The sequence below is a fragment of the Flavobacterium degerlachei genome (genome assembly GCF_900106645.1).
Classification (GTDB): Bacteria; Bacteroidota; Bacteroidia; order Flavobacteriales; family Flavobacteriaceae; genus Flavobacterium; species Flavobacterium degerlachei.
On record NZ_FNMV01000004.1, the window covers coordinates 164498 to 182161 of the forward strand.

Annotated in this window: 16 protein-coding genes; 12 read left to right on the forward strand and 4 right to left on the reverse strand. The window is 33.8% G+C overall.

Features of this window, described 5'->3' with window-relative positions; translation table 11 throughout:
• Positions 1-185: 185 nt before the first annotated feature.
• From BLV91_RS05715 to BLV91_RS05755, 9 genes are all read left to right on the forward strand, one after another.
• Positions 186-821 carry a hypothetical protein gene (locus BLV91_RS05715; RefSeq protein ID WP_091430628.1) on the forward strand — a complete coding sequence of 212 codons (636 nt, stop codon included), beginning with the start codon at positions 186-188 and terminating at the stop codon, positions 819-821.
• A 35-nt stretch (positions 822-856) separates the two neighbouring features.
• Positions 857-2017 (forward strand): acylneuraminate cytidylyltransferase, encoded by a 1161-nt coding sequence (locus tag BLV91_RS05720; RefSeq protein WP_091430797.1) that lies wholly within the window; start codon positions 857-859, stop codon positions 2015-2017.
• Positions 2010-2885: an N-acetylneuraminate synthase family protein gene (locus BLV91_RS05725; RefSeq protein ID WP_091430630.1), complete on the forward strand. Its 876-nt coding sequence runs from the start codon at positions 2010-2012 to the stop codon at positions 2883-2885. Before BLV91_RS05720 ends, BLV91_RS05725 begins: the two co-directional genes overlap by 8 nt.
• 286 nt (positions 2886-3171) lie before the next feature.
• Positions 3172-4635 carry a glycosyltransferase family protein gene (locus BLV91_RS05730; protein ID WP_245709613.1) on the forward strand — a complete coding sequence of 488 codons (1464 nt, stop codon included), beginning with the start codon at positions 3172-3174 and terminating at the stop codon, positions 4633-4635.
• A complete protein-coding gene (locus tag BLV91_RS05735; protein WP_091430632.1) occupies positions 4636-5781 on the forward strand; it encodes a glycosyltransferase family 4 protein in 1146 nt (381 codons plus the stop codon).
• Positions 5782-5784: 3 nt separating this feature from the next.
• A complete protein-coding gene (locus BLV91_RS05740; protein ID WP_091430634.1) occupies positions 5785-7326 on the forward strand; it encodes a glycosyltransferase family 2 protein in 1542 nt (513 codons plus the stop codon).
• Positions 7323-8321, forward strand: coding sequence for a glycosyltransferase family 2 protein (locus tag BLV91_RS05745; RefSeq protein WP_091430798.1), 999 nt, complete (start codon positions 7323-7325; stop codon positions 8319-8321). The genes BLV91_RS05740 and BLV91_RS05745 overlap by 4 nt, the downstream gene beginning before the upstream one ends.
• Before the next feature lie 39 nt (positions 8322-8360).
• Positions 8361-8915: a serine O-acetyltransferase gene (locus tag BLV91_RS05750; protein ID WP_091430636.1), complete on the forward strand. Its 555-nt coding sequence runs from the start codon at positions 8361-8363 to the stop codon at positions 8913-8915.
• Positions 8915-10033 carry a glycosyltransferase gene (locus BLV91_RS05755; RefSeq protein WP_091430638.1) on the forward strand — a complete coding sequence of 373 codons (1119 nt, stop codon included), beginning with the start codon at positions 8915-8917 and terminating at the stop codon, positions 10031-10033. Before BLV91_RS05750 ends, BLV91_RS05755 begins: the two co-directional genes overlap by 1 nt.
• A gap of 7 nt (positions 10034-10040) precedes the next feature.
• Here the strand turns inward: BLV91_RS05755 and BLV91_RS05760 are convergent, their stop codons facing one another.
• From BLV91_RS05760 to BLV91_RS16965, 4 genes are read right to left on the reverse strand one after another with little or no spacing between them, the layout of a single operon-like run.
• The gene (locus tag BLV91_RS05760) at positions 10041-10673 is read right to left on the reverse strand and encodes a methyltransferase domain-containing protein (RefSeq protein WP_091430640.1); all 633 of its coding nucleotides are present in this window, start codon (positions 10671-10673) and stop codon (positions 10041-10043) included.
• Positions 10674-10691: 18 nt separating this feature from the next.
• The gene (locus BLV91_RS17320; RefSeq protein ID WP_394331832.1) at positions 10692-11078 is read right to left on the reverse strand and encodes a GtrA family protein; all 387 of its coding nucleotides are present in this window, start codon (positions 11076-11078) and stop codon (positions 10692-10694) included.
• On the reverse strand, positions 11059-12021 hold the full coding sequence (locus tag BLV91_RS05765) for a glycosyltransferase family 2 protein (protein WP_091430641.1): 963 nt from the start codon (positions 12019-12021) through the stop codon (positions 11059-11061). Before BLV91_RS05765 ends, BLV91_RS17320 begins: the two co-directional genes overlap by 20 nt.
• Positions 12022-12023: 2 nt before the next feature.
• On the reverse strand, positions 12024-12515 hold the full coding sequence (locus BLV91_RS16965; RefSeq protein WP_175513957.1) for a hypothetical protein: 492 nt from the start codon (positions 12513-12515) through the stop codon (positions 12024-12026).
• A 714-nt stretch (positions 12516-13229) separates the two neighbouring features.
• On the opposite strand from BLV91_RS16965, the gene BLV91_RS05775 reads away from it, so the two are divergent.
• The 3 genes from BLV91_RS05775 (at position 13230) to BLV91_RS05785 (ending at position 17330) form a co-directional block, all read left to right on the forward strand.
• Complete coding sequence (locus tag BLV91_RS05775) at positions 13230-14390, forward strand: glycosyltransferase (RefSeq protein ID WP_245709614.1); 1161 nt, start codon at positions 13230-13232, stop codon at positions 14388-14390.
• Entirely contained in the window at positions 14387-15727 is a 1341-nt protein-coding gene (locus BLV91_RS05780) for an O-antigen ligase family protein (protein WP_091430645.1), read from the forward strand. Before BLV91_RS05775 ends, BLV91_RS05780 begins: the two co-directional genes overlap by 4 nt.
• A 208-nt stretch (positions 15728-15935) precedes the next feature.
• Positions 15936-17330: an exopolysaccharide biosynthesis polyprenyl glycosylphosphotransferase gene (locus BLV91_RS05785; RefSeq protein ID WP_245709615.1), complete on the forward strand. Its 1395-nt coding sequence runs from the start codon at positions 15936-15938 to the stop codon at positions 17328-17330.
• The last annotated feature ends 334 nt before the right edge of the window (positions 17331-17664 follow it).

Sequence of the window (17664 nt, forward strand, 5' to 3'; positions counted from 1 at the left end):
ATAATAATACATGAAAAAAATGGGGATTATTCCGCTTCGCAAAGATTCTAAATGAATTATGGGATCACAAATGGGTTTCAATCTTTTTTACTAATGATTCTTTGCTGAAAATTAGATTCTTATTAGTAATATAACGGCAAGAAGGAGTTTTTTACCAGAGATAAGAATAGTTAATTTAAATAGATATGAAATATAAAGAAATTGCATTCAATAATTACAAACATTTTTGTAGATTGGAAGGTTCTGATTACATCGCAAGTGAATTTGCATTAGAAACTATTTTAAAGTTGATAAAAGAGTTTAATGTTTCAAATATTCTAGAGTTAGGATTAGGAATTGGATCTATTTCCGATACTGTTTTCAAATTTGCTAAAAACAGTAATTTGACCATAGATTATGTTGGAACTGAAAAGAATAATTTTTGTTTAAAAGCATTAAGTAAGAATGTTGAAGATTATAAAAAAATTCATTTGTTTTCTGAATTGAATAAAATAGAGAATGAAAATTTTGAATTTATTGTTATTGATGGCTATGATAATTCTTTCACTGAAATAGAAAAATATTGTGCTAAAAATGCGATACTATATGTTGAAGGTGATAGAGCAGTTCAGACAGGGAAACTTCTGGATATTTTTCCGAAAAGTTTACATGTTAATGTAATTACTCTTAAAAAGAATCCAGCTTACGCACATGAAAGCAGAAGTGTTAATAGTTATATTGGAGGCGGTCAATTAATTTTTACAAATCCTACTATTGAAATGAAGTTATTTTGGTTCAAAGAAAAAATTTCAACTTTTATAAAGAGAAAATTAAGAAATTAACTATTTTATGGATTCTGATAAATAAAAAAAGCAACATGAAAAAAATAGGAATTATTCCGCTTCGTAAAGATTCCAAAGGGATTCCGGGGAAAAACAAGAAGAAAATGCTTGGTCGGCCTTTGTTTTCATGGGTATTGACCGAGGCTATTTTTTCGGACTTAGATGTTGTTTATGTTTTTACTAATGATGAAGAAATTATCAATTATGTCAATAAGGAGTACCATTGGACTTCTAAAGTTGTTGCCCTATTGCGAGATGAGGAGAATGCAGATGACACTGCATCAACCGAAAGTGTACTGCTTGAGTTCGCCGAGAAAATAAACTATGATTTTTCGGTTTTATGCCTATTGCAGGCCACTTCAGCATTTACTTTGGCGAATGATATCAATCAGGCAATAAACAAGGTAATCCTTGAGGAATTTGATTCGGCTTTGACTGTGGTAAAAACCCATCGATTTACTTGGAACAGTGCTGGAAGTCCGCAAAATTATGATATTTTCAACAGAGCCAGAAGACAGGATTTTGAAGGATTATTGATAGAAAATGGGGCTGTATATGCCAGCACTAAAGAGGCTTTTTTGACCTCCAAAAATAGAATCAGTGGAAAAATAGGTTTGGTAGAGATGCATGAAGAATCCCTGACCGAAATAGACAGTTTGACAGATTGGATTGTCGTAGAAAACCTTTTGGCTGAAAGGCAAAAAAGACAAAAAAGCAATCAGCGCATCGAATATCTGGTTTTGGATGTGGATGGTGTTTTTACCGATGGAGGTATTTATTATAATGCTGAGGGTGAAATGGCCAAGCGATTTGATATGCGTGACGGAATGGGATTGGAAATTTTGAGACAGAATGGTGTACAAGTGATGGTGCTTACCTCAGAAAATTCAGAACTAGTTGGCCAACGAATGAAAAAATTGCAGATACAGGATACTTTTTTAGGGGTTAAAGATAAATATTCGTTCCTGAAGCATATTTTAGCTATTAAAAACAGTAGTTTTGGATCTGTTGCCTATGTAGGCGATGATGTTAATGATCTGGCTAATATATGTTCTTCAGGCTGGTCGTTTACACCAGCCAACGCGACGGATATAGTAAAACACCATGCCGATATTGTATTAAGAAACGATTCGGGTACGGGCGCAATAAGAGAAGTCTGTGAAACGATACTAAAGTATAACAAACGATATGACTAATTATAAAAAGCCCTATGTGATAGCCGAAATTGGTTGCAATCACAAGGGCGATATGGGAATTGCAAAAGAATTGATAAAAATTGCTAAAATCTTTTGTAACATGGATGCCGTAAAATTTCAAAAACGAAACAATAAAGAATTATTGACAGAGGCGCAATACTACGCAGCTCATCCTAACGAAAGCAATTCGTATGGAGCTACGTATGGCGAACATAGAGAATTCCTGGAGTTTGATGTAACACAACATGCAGAATTAAAAAGATATTGTGAAGAGGTAGGAATAGTCTACTCTACTTCGGTTTGGGATTTAACCTCTGCTAAAGAAATAACATCCTTGAATCCAGCGTTCATCAAAATCCCTTCGGCTTGTAATAATAATTATAAAATGTTGGATTGGTTGTGTGAAAACTACACAGGTGAAATTCATATTTCCACAGGAATGACCACCAAGAGCGAAACCGATGATTTAGTTGATTTCTTCGTGTCTAAAGGAAGAATTAAAGATTTGGTATTGTACAACTGTACTTCTGGTTATCCAGTGCCTTTTGAAGACGTCTGTTTACTTGATATTAATTTACTGAAGCAAAAATACCAAGATAAGGTCAAGCATATTGGTTTTTCTGGGCATCACCTTGGGATTGCGGTCGATGTAGCTGCCTATACCTTGGGAGCCAATATTATCGAAAGACATTACACCTTAGACAGAACATGGAAAGGAACCGATCACGCTGCTTCTTTGGAGCCTATGGGATTGCGTAAATTGTCTCGGGATTTAAATGCTGTTCATGCCGCTTTGTCATTTAAATCAACGGATATTTTGCCTATTGAGCAGGTGCAAAGAGACAAGTTGAAGAATCAGAAGGACTAATGATCTCTCGTCTAACTGGTCCGTCACTTCGAGTATTTTGATTTGAATAATTTGTTTGAGAAAAGAGAGCTGATATATCAAAATGTATCGAGAAGTCTTTTGCAAGGGTTCTCGATACTTCACAAAGGTTTTCTATCGCAAACCTTTTCTCAACTTGAACTGACGGCGAGATGTATTCTAGATTATATAGAACAAAACAATCTCTTTTTTCTTAAAATAAGCCAGCAATCTAAACTACAATACCCTTATTTTTGTTCAGTTTGTTAAAAACATAGTTTCATAGTAGATGAAGAATAAAAAAATATTTGTTTTCTTCCCTGATGGCGTGGGTTTACGCAATTTTGCGTTTACCCAATTCAAAGCATTAGGAGAAAAAAAAGGCCATCAAATTGTATATTGGAATAATACTGCTTTCTCACTCAAAGATGAATTGGGTTTTGATGAGGTAAAAATTGAAAACCATAGAATAAATAGGTTAACACCAATCTATTCCCGCATTAGAAAACACATCGAATTGAATCTTTCTCAAAAGAAATTTAAGGATGACGTGTATCCTACTTATAAATTTCCTTTTAGCTACAATGGTTTGAAAAACATACTGATAACGCTTTATACGAAGTTATTAATAGGATTGAATTCATCAGAAAAAGGGATTGTGCGCATTCGAAAACGAATCAATAGTTTAGAACGTTCCACTGAAAAATACCAGTATTGCAAGGCACAGTTGCAAGAACATCAACCGGATTTGGTGTTTTGTACCACACAACGCGCCACGCAATCTATTAGCGCTTTATTAGCTGCTCAAGATTTAGGGATTACTACTGTAGCATTTGTCTATTCATGGGATAACGTACCTAAGGCAATGCAAGTCGTAGAAACAGATTATTATTGTGTGTGGAGTGATTTAATGAAGGCGGAAGTCTTACAATACTATCCTTTTGTCAAGGAATCTCAAATTTTTGTTACTGGAACACCGCAATTTGAGCCACATTATGATGGCAGTTTGGAACTAAGTCGTGAAGTTTTTTGTGAAAAATACGGCTTAGATGCGGCAAAAAAATATATTTGTTTTTCGGGTGATGATGAAACAACTTCTCCTTTAGACCAATATTATTTAGATGATTTAGCTCATGCAGTACGAAGTTTGAATACCCAAGGGTATAACTTAGGGATCATTTATAGAAAATGTCCGGTCGATACTACGAATAGATATGATGCTGTAATTGAGGTAAATAAAGATCTTGTAAAAGTAATAGATCCAATTTGGAAACCAATTGGGAAACAATGGAATGAAGTGTTTCCGACTAAAGCCGATTTGGAAATGTTGTATAATGTTTGCAGGCATACGGAATTAGTTACCAATGTTTGTTCTTCGACGGTTTTTGATTTTGTGGCTCATGATAAAGCCTGTATTTATTATAATTATGAACAACCACAATTAAAAAATGGAATTCGTGATATTGGTCAAAATTATAAATATGTTCATTTTCGATCTATGCCAAGTCCGGAAGCGGCTATTTTTTGTAGGGATAAAACGGAATTAGAAAATTTAGTTAGAAAGATTTTGGACCAGCAATTATCTAATATTAAAGATGGTAAAAAATGGTTTGAAATTGTAGCTGGTACAAATCCGACTCAAGCTTCGGAAACAATTTGGTCTGCCATTGAAAACTGTTTAGAAAACTCTTCTTGTGGTAAACAAAATGACAGTAGATCAAAAAAAGGGAATCAATTTTCCTCAATCCAATAAATGAAAATAGCTTTTTTAACCCCAGAATACCCTCATGCCAGAACGGGAAACTCCGGCGGTATTGGTACGAGTATTAAAAATTTGGCCAAAGGACTTTTGGCCGAAGGCTGTCAAGTTCGCATACTCGTTTATGGACAAAAAGAGGATGCCGTTTTTGATGATGCCGGTATTTGCATCCAACAAATTCGAAATGTAAAAGTAAAAGGTCTATCCTGGTTTTTTAGTCGTAAAAAAATAGAGAAGATTATCAATACATTATATCGATCAAAAGAAATAGATGTCGTAGAAGCGCCAGATTGGACGGGAATCAGCTCTTTTATTAAACCTAAGCAATGTCCTATCGTAATCCGACTAAATGGTTCTGATACTTATTTTTGTAATTTGGACAAGCGTGCTGTCAAATGGAAGAACAAATTCCATGAAAAAAGAGCGCTGCAAAATGCGGATGCTTTACTTTCTGTAAGTCAATTCACAGCTGATAAAACAAATGAAGTTTTTAGCTTAGATAAAAAATTTAGGATTATTCCCAATTCAATTGATGTTGGCTCTTTTAATAATAGCGATGGATTAGAAGAATCTCCGAATACGATTTTGTATTTCGGAAGTTTAATTCGAAAAAAGGGATTGTTAGAGTTGCCTTTCATTTTTAATGAAGTGATCAAGGAAAATCCAGCAGCTCAATTGGTTTTGGTAGGAAAAGATGTGCCAGATATCATTTCAGGATCTACTTCTACGTGGGAGATGATTAAGCAGTTATTTACTAAAGAAGCATTGCAGCATGTAAATTATTTGGGCGGTGTACCATATGCTGAAATTCAAACACATATCAATGAAGCTACGGTTTGTGTTTTTCCTTCTTTTGCGGAAGCCTTGCCTGTTTCATGGATTGAAGCGATGGCAATGCAAAAATCTATTGTGGCTTCGAATATCGGTTGGGCAACAGATGTTATTGATGATGGTGTCAATGGTTTTTTGGTTCATCCACAAGATCATGTGGAATATGCTTCAAAAATTAATATATTGCTATCCAATAGTCAAATGCGGGAAGAATTTGGAATTGCTGCTAGAGAAAAGGTGATAGGAAAATTCAGTATTTCAGTTGTAGCACAACAAAGTTTGGCGTTTTATAAATCTTTAAGAAAGTAAAATTTGATTTTTGTTTATCATATAAATACTAAAATTGTAGCAGTAGAAACGGAGGCAGGAAAGCAATTGGATTTTGAATTCAAGAAGTCTGTGGCAGAAGGTTTAAGTCATATCGCCATAAAGAATCCGAACAGCAAAATAGTCTGGTGTCGTACTGACTGTAAAGATGTGTTAAACATTAAGGAGTTATGTACTCTTTTTCATCACGATAAATTATTGTTGTCTTTTAATCCAAGCAGTTCAAATTATATTAGTAAGGCAATAGGTTATGTTGATGAATCCTTATTTATTAACGTAAATAAAAAAGTAAGCTTTCCTTGTTGGCAGATGAGCAGTATAGTGGGAATCGTGCATGCTTCCGTTTTAATCGAATTGAAAAACAAAATTCCTTTTGATTCTGATTTTGACTATTATTTACATTCGGTAGCCAAACTGGCCATGCCTTTGGGATTGTTGTGTTATTCAGAACCCCAACTTTTAAGGGAGTCGAATAAAAAAGAAACTTCAAATGTGTCTAATTATATCCTTTTCCGTTTTGTAAAACAGCATTATAAGAAACGATGGGTGTTTTTGTTGTTTTTTAATCTATTCTTATACGAAAGGAAATTGGTACTATTAGCTTTTTTGGCTTCGTTTTTTTATCGAAAAAGGAATAGTGGGAATATCAATTTAGAAAATATAAAGGCTACATCTTCAAGAAATGTTATCAATAAAAAGACCATTGATGTGATTATTCCAACCATTGGAAGAAAGGACTATTTGTATGATGTTTTACAAGATTTGACAAAACAAACACATTTACCATTAAACGTAATAATTGTTGAGCAAAACCCAGATATAGCAAGCGTTTCCGAATTAGACTATTTGAAAAATCAAAGTTGGCCGTTTTTTATTAAGCATATTTTTACCCATCATGCAGGTGCTTGTAATGCACGAAACCTCGCCTTAAATCAGGTTCAAAGTGAATGGATTTTTCTGGCAGATGATGATATTAGATTTGAAAATGATTTTATTTATGAAACATTTGAAAATATTAATAAGTCGGGGGTTAAAGCAGTTTCAATAAAATGTGTTCAAAATAAGGAAAAGTCAATATTCAAACCTGTTTATCAATGGGGCAGTTTTGGCTCAGGTTGTAGTTTTGTAGAGCGTAAAGCAATTGAAAAGTGCGACTTTAATATGGGTTTTGAATTTGGGTATGGCGAAGACAATGATTTTGGCATGCAGTTGCGGAATCTGGGGCAGGACGTTTTGTATTTGTCAGAGCCTCAAATACTGCATCTGAAAGCTCCAATGGGTGGGTTTAGAACAAAGCCTTCTTTAGCTTGGCATAACGATAAAATACAGCCGAAACCTTCGCCGACAGTGATGTTGTATCAAATGAAGCACAATACCAGACAACAGAATTTAGGATATAAAACCATATTATTTTTTAAATATTATAATCGTCAGCAAATTAAAAATCCAGTCTATTATTTAATCCATTACAGAAAGCAGTGGAATCAAAGCGTGTTATGGGCCAATCAATTAAATCAAAAAATATGAAGTTTGCTTTAGTGATTTGTACCTATATGCGTCCTGAACCACTGCTGGAATTGTTACAATCAGTTAACAGACAGACAATTTATCCTGATGAAATTATCATTATTGATGGTTCATTAAATCAAGAAACTGAAAAAATAGTAGAGAAGAATAGTTTTGACAGTTTGCATTATTATAAAGTTTCAGAGCAAGATCGCGGATTAACAAAACAGCGTAATTACGGAATAGATCGAGTAGGAGAAGCGATAGATGTTGTTTGTTTTTTGGATGATGACACGGTTTTAGAAACGGATTATTTTGAAAAATTAATAGCAACATATAAATTGCATCCAGATGCTTTGGGTGTTGGTGGTTATATTAATAATGAGACAAACTGGGATTTTGTAGGGAATCAATACATGGCAGCGCTTAATGAATTTTACTTCGATGGATGGAAACGGAAAGAAGGTTCCCGTTTTGTGCTACGAAAGAGATTAGGCTTGGATAGTGACTGTCCGCCTGGATATTCATCTTTATATTCTCATGGTCGAAGTGTTGGTTTTTTGCCTCCAAGCGGTAAAACATACGAAGTCGAAATGCTGATGGGCGGAGTTTCCTCTTTTAGAAAAAAGGTGTTTGAAAGCCTTCAATTCTCCACTTATTTTGAAGGCTATGGTTTGTATGAAGATGCCGATTTTACTTTAAGAGTAGCAAAAAAGGGGAAGTTGTATCTCAATACAGCGGCGAAGCTAAGTCATTTTCACGCTGTCTCAGGCAGACCCAACCAATACAACTATGGCAAAATGGTTGTGCGTAATGGCTGGTATGTTTGGAGGACTAAAAACCCCAAGCCAAAAATTGTTTCTCAATTGAAATGGCATTGCATAACAATTCTCTTGACATTGATTCGATTTAGCAATACATTTACTTCTACTAAAAAAGCAGCGGCTTTGACAGAGGCGCTGGGCAGAACTGTGGGCTGGTGGAGTTTATTGTTTTATAAACCAAAAAGGCAATAGCTCATTCTAACCGTTGAATTGCTAAACAGTATTTTAATTATGACAGTATTTAAACTGATACAATCCGATTATTGTAAATATAAAAAATACGGAGGGCATTTCTTTGCCATCGTATTTTTGAGCCAGGGATTTTGGGCAATTTTTCAATACCGTATCGCCAATGGAATCTATAGGAAGATACGAATTCCAATTGTAAGACATATTTTGTTGTTATTTTGTTTATTCTGGCAAAAAATAGTAGAAATTACCACGGGGATTTCGATACCCGCTTCGGTACAAATCGGGCATTCGTTTTACATCGGACATTTTGGAGGAATTATTCTTAATGGAAATGCCGTAATAGGGAACAACTGTAATATTTCACAAGGCGTCACCATTGGTATTTCGGGAATAGAAAACAAAAGAGGCGTTCCGGTGATTGGTAATGATGTGTATATTGGTGCTAATGCAGTTTTGGCTGGAAAAATTAGGGTTGGCAATTCTGTGTTAATTGGCGCTTGCTCTATGGTAAATAGTTCTATTGCTGATAATGCTGTTGTTATGGGCGTCCCTGCTGTAGTTATTTCTAACCATGGATCTAAAGGCTATATTTAATGAAATTATTGATTGTTTCAACTGCGCCGTTTATCTATAGAGGAAGAGATGTATATGCCTACGGACCTTATGTAAACGAACTTTTGGTGTGGAATAAAAATGCAACTACAATAGGATTTTGTTGCCCAGTCTGGGAATCAGATAGGGGTTTATTAATATCAAAAGTACCGTTTGAAATCGGGAAGCATTTTAAATTAATAGATTTAAATGGCGTTACCTTGAAAGGTAAAATACAATCCTTCTTTAGGTCATTTTATAATATAATTATTTTGTTTAAAGCTTATTATTGGGCAGATCATATTCATATACGTTGTCCGGGGAATATTGGTTTGTTGAGCTGTTTTGTTCAAATATTTTTTCCTAGTAAACCAAAATCCGCAAAATATGCTGGGAATTGGGATCCTGAATCCAATCAACCGTGGAGTTACTGTTTACAAAAATGGATTTTAAGTAATACTTTTTTGACTCGAAATATGCAGGTGTTAGTCTATGGAGAATGGCCCAATCAATCTAAAAATATAAAGCCTTTTTTCACGGCCAGTTATTCTGAGAAAGAAAAACTGCCTTTACAACCATTGAATATGAGCGGGACTATCAATTTTATTTTTGTGGGGTCTTTGGTCGTGGGAAAAAATCCACTATACGCCATTAAGCTAGTCGAGCAGTTTTTCAAAAACAACCATAATGTAAGGTTGAATATTTATGGTGATGGAGTTTTAAAAGCTGAACTTGAAAAATATATTGAAGAGAATTATTTAGAAAAACATGTTTTTTTACATGGAAATCAAAATCAAGAAGTCATAAAAAAAGCCTATCAAAATAGTCATTTTGTAATTTTGCCATCAAAAAGTGAAGGTTGGCCCAAAGCCATAGCAGAAGGGATGTTCTGGGGATGTGTGCCAATTGCAACTCCCGTTTCTTTCGTGCCGTTTATGTTAGATTATGGAAAAAGAGGGGTGTTGTTGGAAATGGATTTCACCTCTGATTACAATCAGTTAAAAATGTTTTTGAGAAATGAAACTCTTTATCAAGAAATGAGAAATGAAGGGGCAAATTGGTCTCGATCGTATACTACAGACTTATTTCAAACTGAAATTAAGAGCATATTAATAAATTAATTTTTAATTAAGAGCTGTGTTTTTCTGCTAAAATTATAGTCCAAGGTATAGGTGACTCAATAGCGATTACCTTACCGTATTCTTTTTCAACTAGTTTGATGATTGATTTTTTCGACCAATGATTTAAATGTCCTGGTGTATTGCCAAAATGTCTTAAATATTTAAATCTGCAAATATTTAAAAAACGCCATAGTGGCTCACGTGGAACACCCAAAATAATATATTTTTTAGAAATTCTTTTTAATTCTTCTAGTGCTAATTTTGGAAAATCTAAATGTTCTAAAACTTCTAATAGAAGAACTAAGTCAACGCTATTGTCTTCATATTTAAGTTCGTACACGCTCTCTTGAAAAATAGTTAAATGAGGATTGTTATTTTTGGCAAGAGGTATTAAGCTTTCTACATATTCAGAAGCGGTCAAATTCGAAATCATTTTATTGATTTTCATCGTAGATCTTCCTTCTCCACACCCTATTTCATGGGCGGAATTAATAGTTGCAGTTTTGTTTAATAATTTTTCAACGGATTTAAAGTAATTGTCAACCAAAAACTTTGAGATTAAGTTACTGTCTTCATACTTTCCGGAAAAATTTTCTATTTCTGGAGTGGCCTTTAATTTGGTATGGTCAATTTTTTTCATTGTAAATTAATATTTTATTTAATTGTATACATAATATTTAGATACAATAAATCGGAGAGGCATTAAAATTAGGATAGTAATAACAGTCGATATCATGTAACTTAATTTTAAATACATTCCTGTATTATATAGTAAGTTCGCAAGCAGATAAAATGTTATTAAGAAAATACAAAATTTAATTAGTTTGTTTTTTTTGTGGGAGGTTTTGAATAATAGTTTTAATTGGATGAGATATAGTAATAAATACCAAATTGCATAAGTAACCATAAATGCCATAGACTTATCAATTTTAATAATACTGACTAATAGATATAGAGATAGAAAAATATATGTATACCCAAAAACACTGATTAAGATATAACGTACTATCTGTGATTGAAATTTTTTATCTTTCAGGATTTTCAAAATGCGTTTTTTTTAAAAAATATAATATCTTTTCTTGATTTTTTCTAATTCTACCGAGCATATCTGCCATAAAAGAAAAAATAGTAACTACCACACTCATTCCTAAAAGTGATAATCCAATTATACCAAAACTTTTATAAGGGGTAATTGTATCATAAACAATCCAATGGGTTAAAGCCCATCCACCAAAAAATAGGGCGACTAAAAAGGTAAAAAATGCTATTCCTAGGAAAAACTGTAAGGGTTTGTAGTCTTTAAGCGATTTAAAGATTATGGAAGAGGTTTTAAAAGCATATTGAAATAAATTATTCGCAATTCTGGAAACACGATCTTCAAAGTATTGTACACGCACAGGTATTTGCTCTACATTGAATCCTTTGTCCAATAAATCTAAAATAGTTTCATGCGTATAGGTAAAACTACCGTGCAAATTTAAACTTAACAAAGTATCATTAGAATAAGCTCTAAAACCACAGGAGGCATCATGAATTTTTGTGTTACTTACAAAACTTACAATTTGGTTGACTTTTTTGTTGCCCCAAAATTTGATTTTAGGCATATTATCTGGTTTTCCGTTTGTGAAACGAATCCCAATACAAAAATCGGCTTGGTTATTTAAAATGGGAGCTAGCATTTCAGGTATTTGATTAACATCAAATTGACCATCTGCATCAATGCTAACAAGAGCTTCAGCTTTTGTTTGTAAAGCATAGTTAATGGCGGATTGAAAAGCGTCGCCGACACCCTTGTTTTTATTATGGCTTAAAACTGTAGCACCTGCTTTTTTTGCCTCAGAAACGGTTTGATCGGTACTTCCGTCATTTACTACTAGAATTTCAATGGCTCTAAAACCAATAATTGTTTTAGGGATGGAATTAATTACCTGTGAAATGGTTTTTTCCTCATTCAGAGCAGGCATATAAATAATTAATTTTCGCAACATGTTTAGAGGATTTTTTTTAAGATCAGAAAAGTTAATCGAATTTCATTTAAAACCAAAACGATACTTAGTATTTGAGCAATTCTTATAAAATACTTGGGATTTGGAAAGAACTTGGCGTAAATTAAATAATACCCCAAATAAATTATAGGTAATAGAAGAAGCCAATATCTGCTAAAACCTGTTCCCGCTAAAATAAAACCAAGCATGACTAAAGAAAAGGCCAACAGTAAATTGACGACAATGGCGTTTTTGACTTTTTGATAAAGACCAAAAAAAACAGCTAAAAGTAGAACTGAACTAATAAAAAAGTTTCTGACTCCAGTTATAGGTACAAATAATGATATAAAAGCCGGTATTCCATTTATACGACTAACTTCATAATGTTTTTCTAAACCTAGTCCACATTTTATATTGTACCAAAGTGGATTTTCCCCAATTTTAAATCTATTGAAGTAACTTATCTCACTTAAGTTTTGAGATTCAATATTGTACACATATTTAAACCAAAAAAGTAGAGGAGTAGTGAGTAGAAGAGATATTACGAGTACTTTTAAAAAATATTTTCGAGAACTGGTGAAAAAAGAAAAATAATATAAAATTACGAGTAACCCTAAAATGGCATATAGGTATCTCGTAAAAACTAGTAAAATAAATAACAAGAAAAATTTTTTGAAATTGGATAGGGTTTTGGGTTCGTTGAGGTAATATATAAACCCCCAAAAAGAAACAAAAATAATAGATTCGGGATATAGAGAAGGAAGAAAGGATATGAAACCAGAAGAAATTATAGTCAGTAGGATGATGCTGTAAACAACCGCTCTGTCTAAATTAAGTTTTGACATAGTTAAGTAACAAAACCGAATACCTAAAATAGTTAGCATTATATGAAAAAGTTTCTGCAATGCAAATCCTAAATAAGGAAATTTGCTAATGCTGAAGAAAGCCATTAAAAAAGGGACTATAGGTATTACAGTTGAAGGATGATTGGTTTGGTAATATCTTCCAGTTAATAAATTTTTAGAAATTTTAAAGTAAGTGGTTTCATCACCTTGAAGAGGTATAATGAGATTTCTAAGAGACAGTATTAGTATTGAAATAAAAAGTAAACTAAATAATTTTTCCTTTTTTATGAAAGATAGAACACGTTGCATAAAGTAAATGTTAATGGAGTAAAAATAGTATTTTTTATTTGAAACGAAATTATTGTTGTGAAACGACTAACAAGTTCATTTTATTTATATTTGCTTGGTCCTAACTTTAAAAATAATAAAGCGATTAAAGCAAATATAAGAATACTTCAAATTATAGATTCACTTGAAGCTGGTGGTGCCGAACGTATGGCGGTGAACTATGCCAATGCGCTTATAAAGTATACTGAGTTTTCCGGTTTGGTAAGTAGTAGGAAGGGAGGACCATTATTAGAGCAATTAGATGATGAAGTAAATTACCTTCATTTGAATAAGAAAAATGCTTTTGATGTTGCAGCCGTATTTCGATTACGGGATTTCGTAAAAAATAACAATGTTACCATTGTTCAAGCGCATAGTAGTTCTTTTTTTATCGCTTTTCTTTTGAAATTGATTCGTCCTTCCGTAAAACTGATTTGGCACGACCATTACGGGGATAGTGAGTTTCTAAATAAAAGAACTAGTACCATTTTGAAAATGACAATGCCTTTTTTTGATGGTATAATAGCGGTGAATCAAAATCTTAAAAAGTGGTCAATCGAAAAATTATATTTTAATAATGTTATTTATTTAGCCAATTTTGCTACAATAGAAAAAGAAGTTTTTCCGCCTACAATTTTGGAAGGCAAAGCTGGTAAACGAATAGTGATGTTGGCAAACCTACGAGAACAAAAAAACCATTTTTTGGTTTTGGAGGTGGCAAAAAAAATAAAAAAGAAATATCCCGATTGGAGTTTTCATTTGGTAGGGAAAGATTTTAATGATGTATACTCCCGGAAAATAAAGAATCTAATTAATGATTATAGTTTGGAAGAAATGGTTTTTATTTACGGTTCGCGACAAGATGTTGGAGCTATTTTAGAGCAAGCTAGTATTGGAATTCTTACTTCAAAATCAGAAGGCTTAGCCGTTGCTTTACTCGAATATGGTTTTCATAAAATCCCCGTTGTAATTACAGATGTAGGAGATGCTGGATTAGTAGTTAAAAATCGTAAAAATGGCTTATTAATAAATTCCCGAAACTCAGATTTGTTTTATAATTCAATAGTAGAATTAATTGATGACGATAGCTTAAAGATAGAATTTGGTAATGAATTGTACAAAACGGTTATTGAAAATTTTTCAGAAACTGTCGTTATTAAGAACTATTTAAATTGGGTGCAAACCACTATTTTGAAATGAAAAAAGAAGAATTATCATATCTCTACTTAGTCCTATTCCATGTCTTTATTGGGTTTGTTATTTATTTGCTGCCTTTTACCGCAAAATTATATGGCTATTCCATGTTTCTATTAGGATCTTATTTTGTTATAAAAACCCAAAATAGAAATAATGAAGCCTTGATTGTCGCAGCTTATATTGTAGGTGCGGAGGTGCTGTTGCGGATGACAGGCGGAAACATATCCTATGAATTTTCAAAATATGCGGTAATTATTTTTCTTTTTATGGGGATTTATTTTAGCGGATTTTCCAAGGGAGCGACCCCTTATTGGATTTTTTTACTGCTATTGGTGCCTGGTGTGGTTATCTCTACTTTTGTTTTGAATTTTGACACCAACATCAGGACGACAATTGCCTTTAATATATCAGGACCAGTATGTTTGGCGGTAGCCTCCCTATATACCTATAGGCGAAAAATAGCATTGGAACAGCTAAATAACATATTGCTCAGTATGGGGTTGCCTATTTTAAGTTGTGCGATTTATCTGTTTTTTTATACCCCAAGTATACGTGATGTTATAACAAGTACGCAATCCAATTTTGAAGCTTCAGGGGGATTTGGCCCCAATCAGGTAGCTACTTTTTTAGGGCTTGGGATGTTTATCTTTTTTTCAAGGATTATTTTAGAATCCAAGTCAAAATTTTTAGTGATCTTAAATTTGATAATAGTTTTCAATATCAGTTATCGAGGAATGATTACTTTTTCACGAGGTGGTATGATTACTGGTTTTTTAATGATCCTTTTATTGTTATTGTTTTTGTATTTAAAATCCAATTATCGAGGAAAGGTTAAGTTGAACTACATAATAGTTATTATTGCTATGGCAATGATGGCTGTATGGGGATTTACCTCATTTCAGACAGGTGGTCTGATTAATAAGCGTTATAAGAATCAAGATGCTGCTGGTCGCGTAAAAGAAAATCAGTTTACAGGGCGGGAGGACATCGCTCAATCTGAAATTAATATGTTTTTAGAAAACCCTATTTTTGGAGTTGGAGTTGCTAAGGGAGCCGAGATAAGAGAAACAGAATCTGGGGTTTTTGCTGCTTCACACGATGAAATTACCCGGATGTTGGCGGAGCATGGTAGCTTGGGTATTATCGGTTTGTTAATTCTCTTTTTTACTCCCCTTATTTTGTATTTGGAAAACAGTTTCAACATGTATTTGTTGTGTTTTCTTGCTTTCTGGTTTTTAACGATTAATCATGCTGCAATGCGAACTGCGGTGCCTGCATTTGTTTATTCACTGGCTTTATTAAATGTACAGTTGGGGTCTGCTAAGAGGAGTGTTCAGTGATCAGTATTCAGCGATTACTATATAGTTTTTTAGTGTTTAACATGCGTTATGAGTGTTCAGTTATGAGTGTAGAAGAGCATTTACAGCTGTTTTGCCACTATTATAGAGATTAGGTCTTTAAAAAAAATAATCTGTTTAAAATATTTAAGCTTTTTTAGAATTACATGAGCGCAAAAGCACTAAATTGCGAGGATAATCACTAAAAACAATGTCCAAGAAAAAAATACATTTTGAGATCTCCGAAAGGAAAATGATTCTTCGGCTATTTGATGTTTTTTTTGTTTTGGCAGCTTTGTACTTGATAGGGAATGGCTTTGAACTAAACTATTTACAGGCCTCAGTTTCCAACTTTTATGTGGTACTGGTTTTGGCAATTTATATCAATATTTTCGGAATGATTTTCGAGATGTACGACCTTCAGGTAGCTAGTAATGAATTCCAAATTTTAAAAAGTACTTTGCTTACCGTGTCTACCACCGTCTTGGTGTACTTACTGACTCCCGTTTTTTCACCAGAATTACCATCAAATCGCCTTCAGATTCTGGCATTTTATGTTGTTGTATTTGTAGCGCTAATTTTATGGAGGCTGTTTTACGTTAAGTTTTTGGCATCGAACCGATTTCTCCAAAATGCGGTATTGATTTGTGAAGAGGAGCAGCTGGAAGAATTGGTTTTAGGTTTGGAAAATATAGATCCCCACTACAAAATTATTGCTTACGTTAGTGTAGATCCTGTTGAGAACGATGAGCTTTCAGCTTACCATTATGTACCGCATATTAAGAGGGGTGATTTGGCCTCATTTGTTAAAGAAAAAGGCGTTTCGGAAATTGTAATCGCGTCAAAAAATACTGAAGGAATTACTTCTGGATTATACCAGCAGTTACTTCATCTTTTAGAATCGGGTAAAGTAATTAGGGAATATACCCAAGTATATGAAAGTAAGACCCAGCGCATTCCTGTTCAGCATATGGCTAGGGATTTTTACAGTTTTTTTCCATTTAGCAGAAGCAATCAAAATAAATTGTATTTATCGATAGTGCGTTTTTTTGAAATAGGGTTTTCTGTCATAGGACTTGCTATCGGGGCTTTATTGTCGCCGTTGATAATATTGGGAAATGTTATAGGCAATAGAGGTAAACTATTTTATACCCAAGAGCGCATAGGAAAAGATGGTGTAGTGTTCAATATTTTGAAATTCCGAACAATGGTCAAAAATGCTGAGTCGAACGGTGCCGTTTTTGCCACATTAAATGATTCGAGAATTACCGCGTTTGGTAAATTTTTAAGGAAATCGAGGATAGATGAAATTCCACAATTTGTCAATATCCTTAAAGGGGAGATGGCGGTTATTGGTCCACGTCCCGAGCGTCCACATTTCGTAAAGGAAATTAGGGGACTCATGCCTTTCTATGAAACGAGACATGTGATTAAACCGGGACTGACCGGTTGGGCACAGGTGAACTACGCTTACGGAGAAACAATAGACGACAGCCTAATCAAACTGCAATACGATCTCTATTATATCAAGCACAGGAGCTTTTACCTAGATTTGAATATTACGCTAAAAACGATCACTACCGTTTTGTTTTATAGGGGACAATAAAGTTCGTTGTCCGTTGTTCGTTGTTCGATGTTCGTTGGGAAAACGGTTAACGATGATCGTTTTTCGATATTCTGCTATTTTGGATTTGCAATGGCAGTCCTCTTTTTACATTCAAACATTCCGCAGCCCGAGCCGTTCGTCCTTCGTCCTCAACTTGCGGACTGCTGCCACTTTGCTTGTTCGTTGTTTTGCTATGCTTTTTATTTAAGGGCGGTGTGAGGAGTTTTAAGGAAGAAGTGTTCAGTTATTGTTAGTTTTGAGAAGTAAGTTTTTTTTGAAAAGAGTCTTTTTCTTTTAGCTCACTGTACTTTTTTGCTAGTGGTGTTTGCTTCGC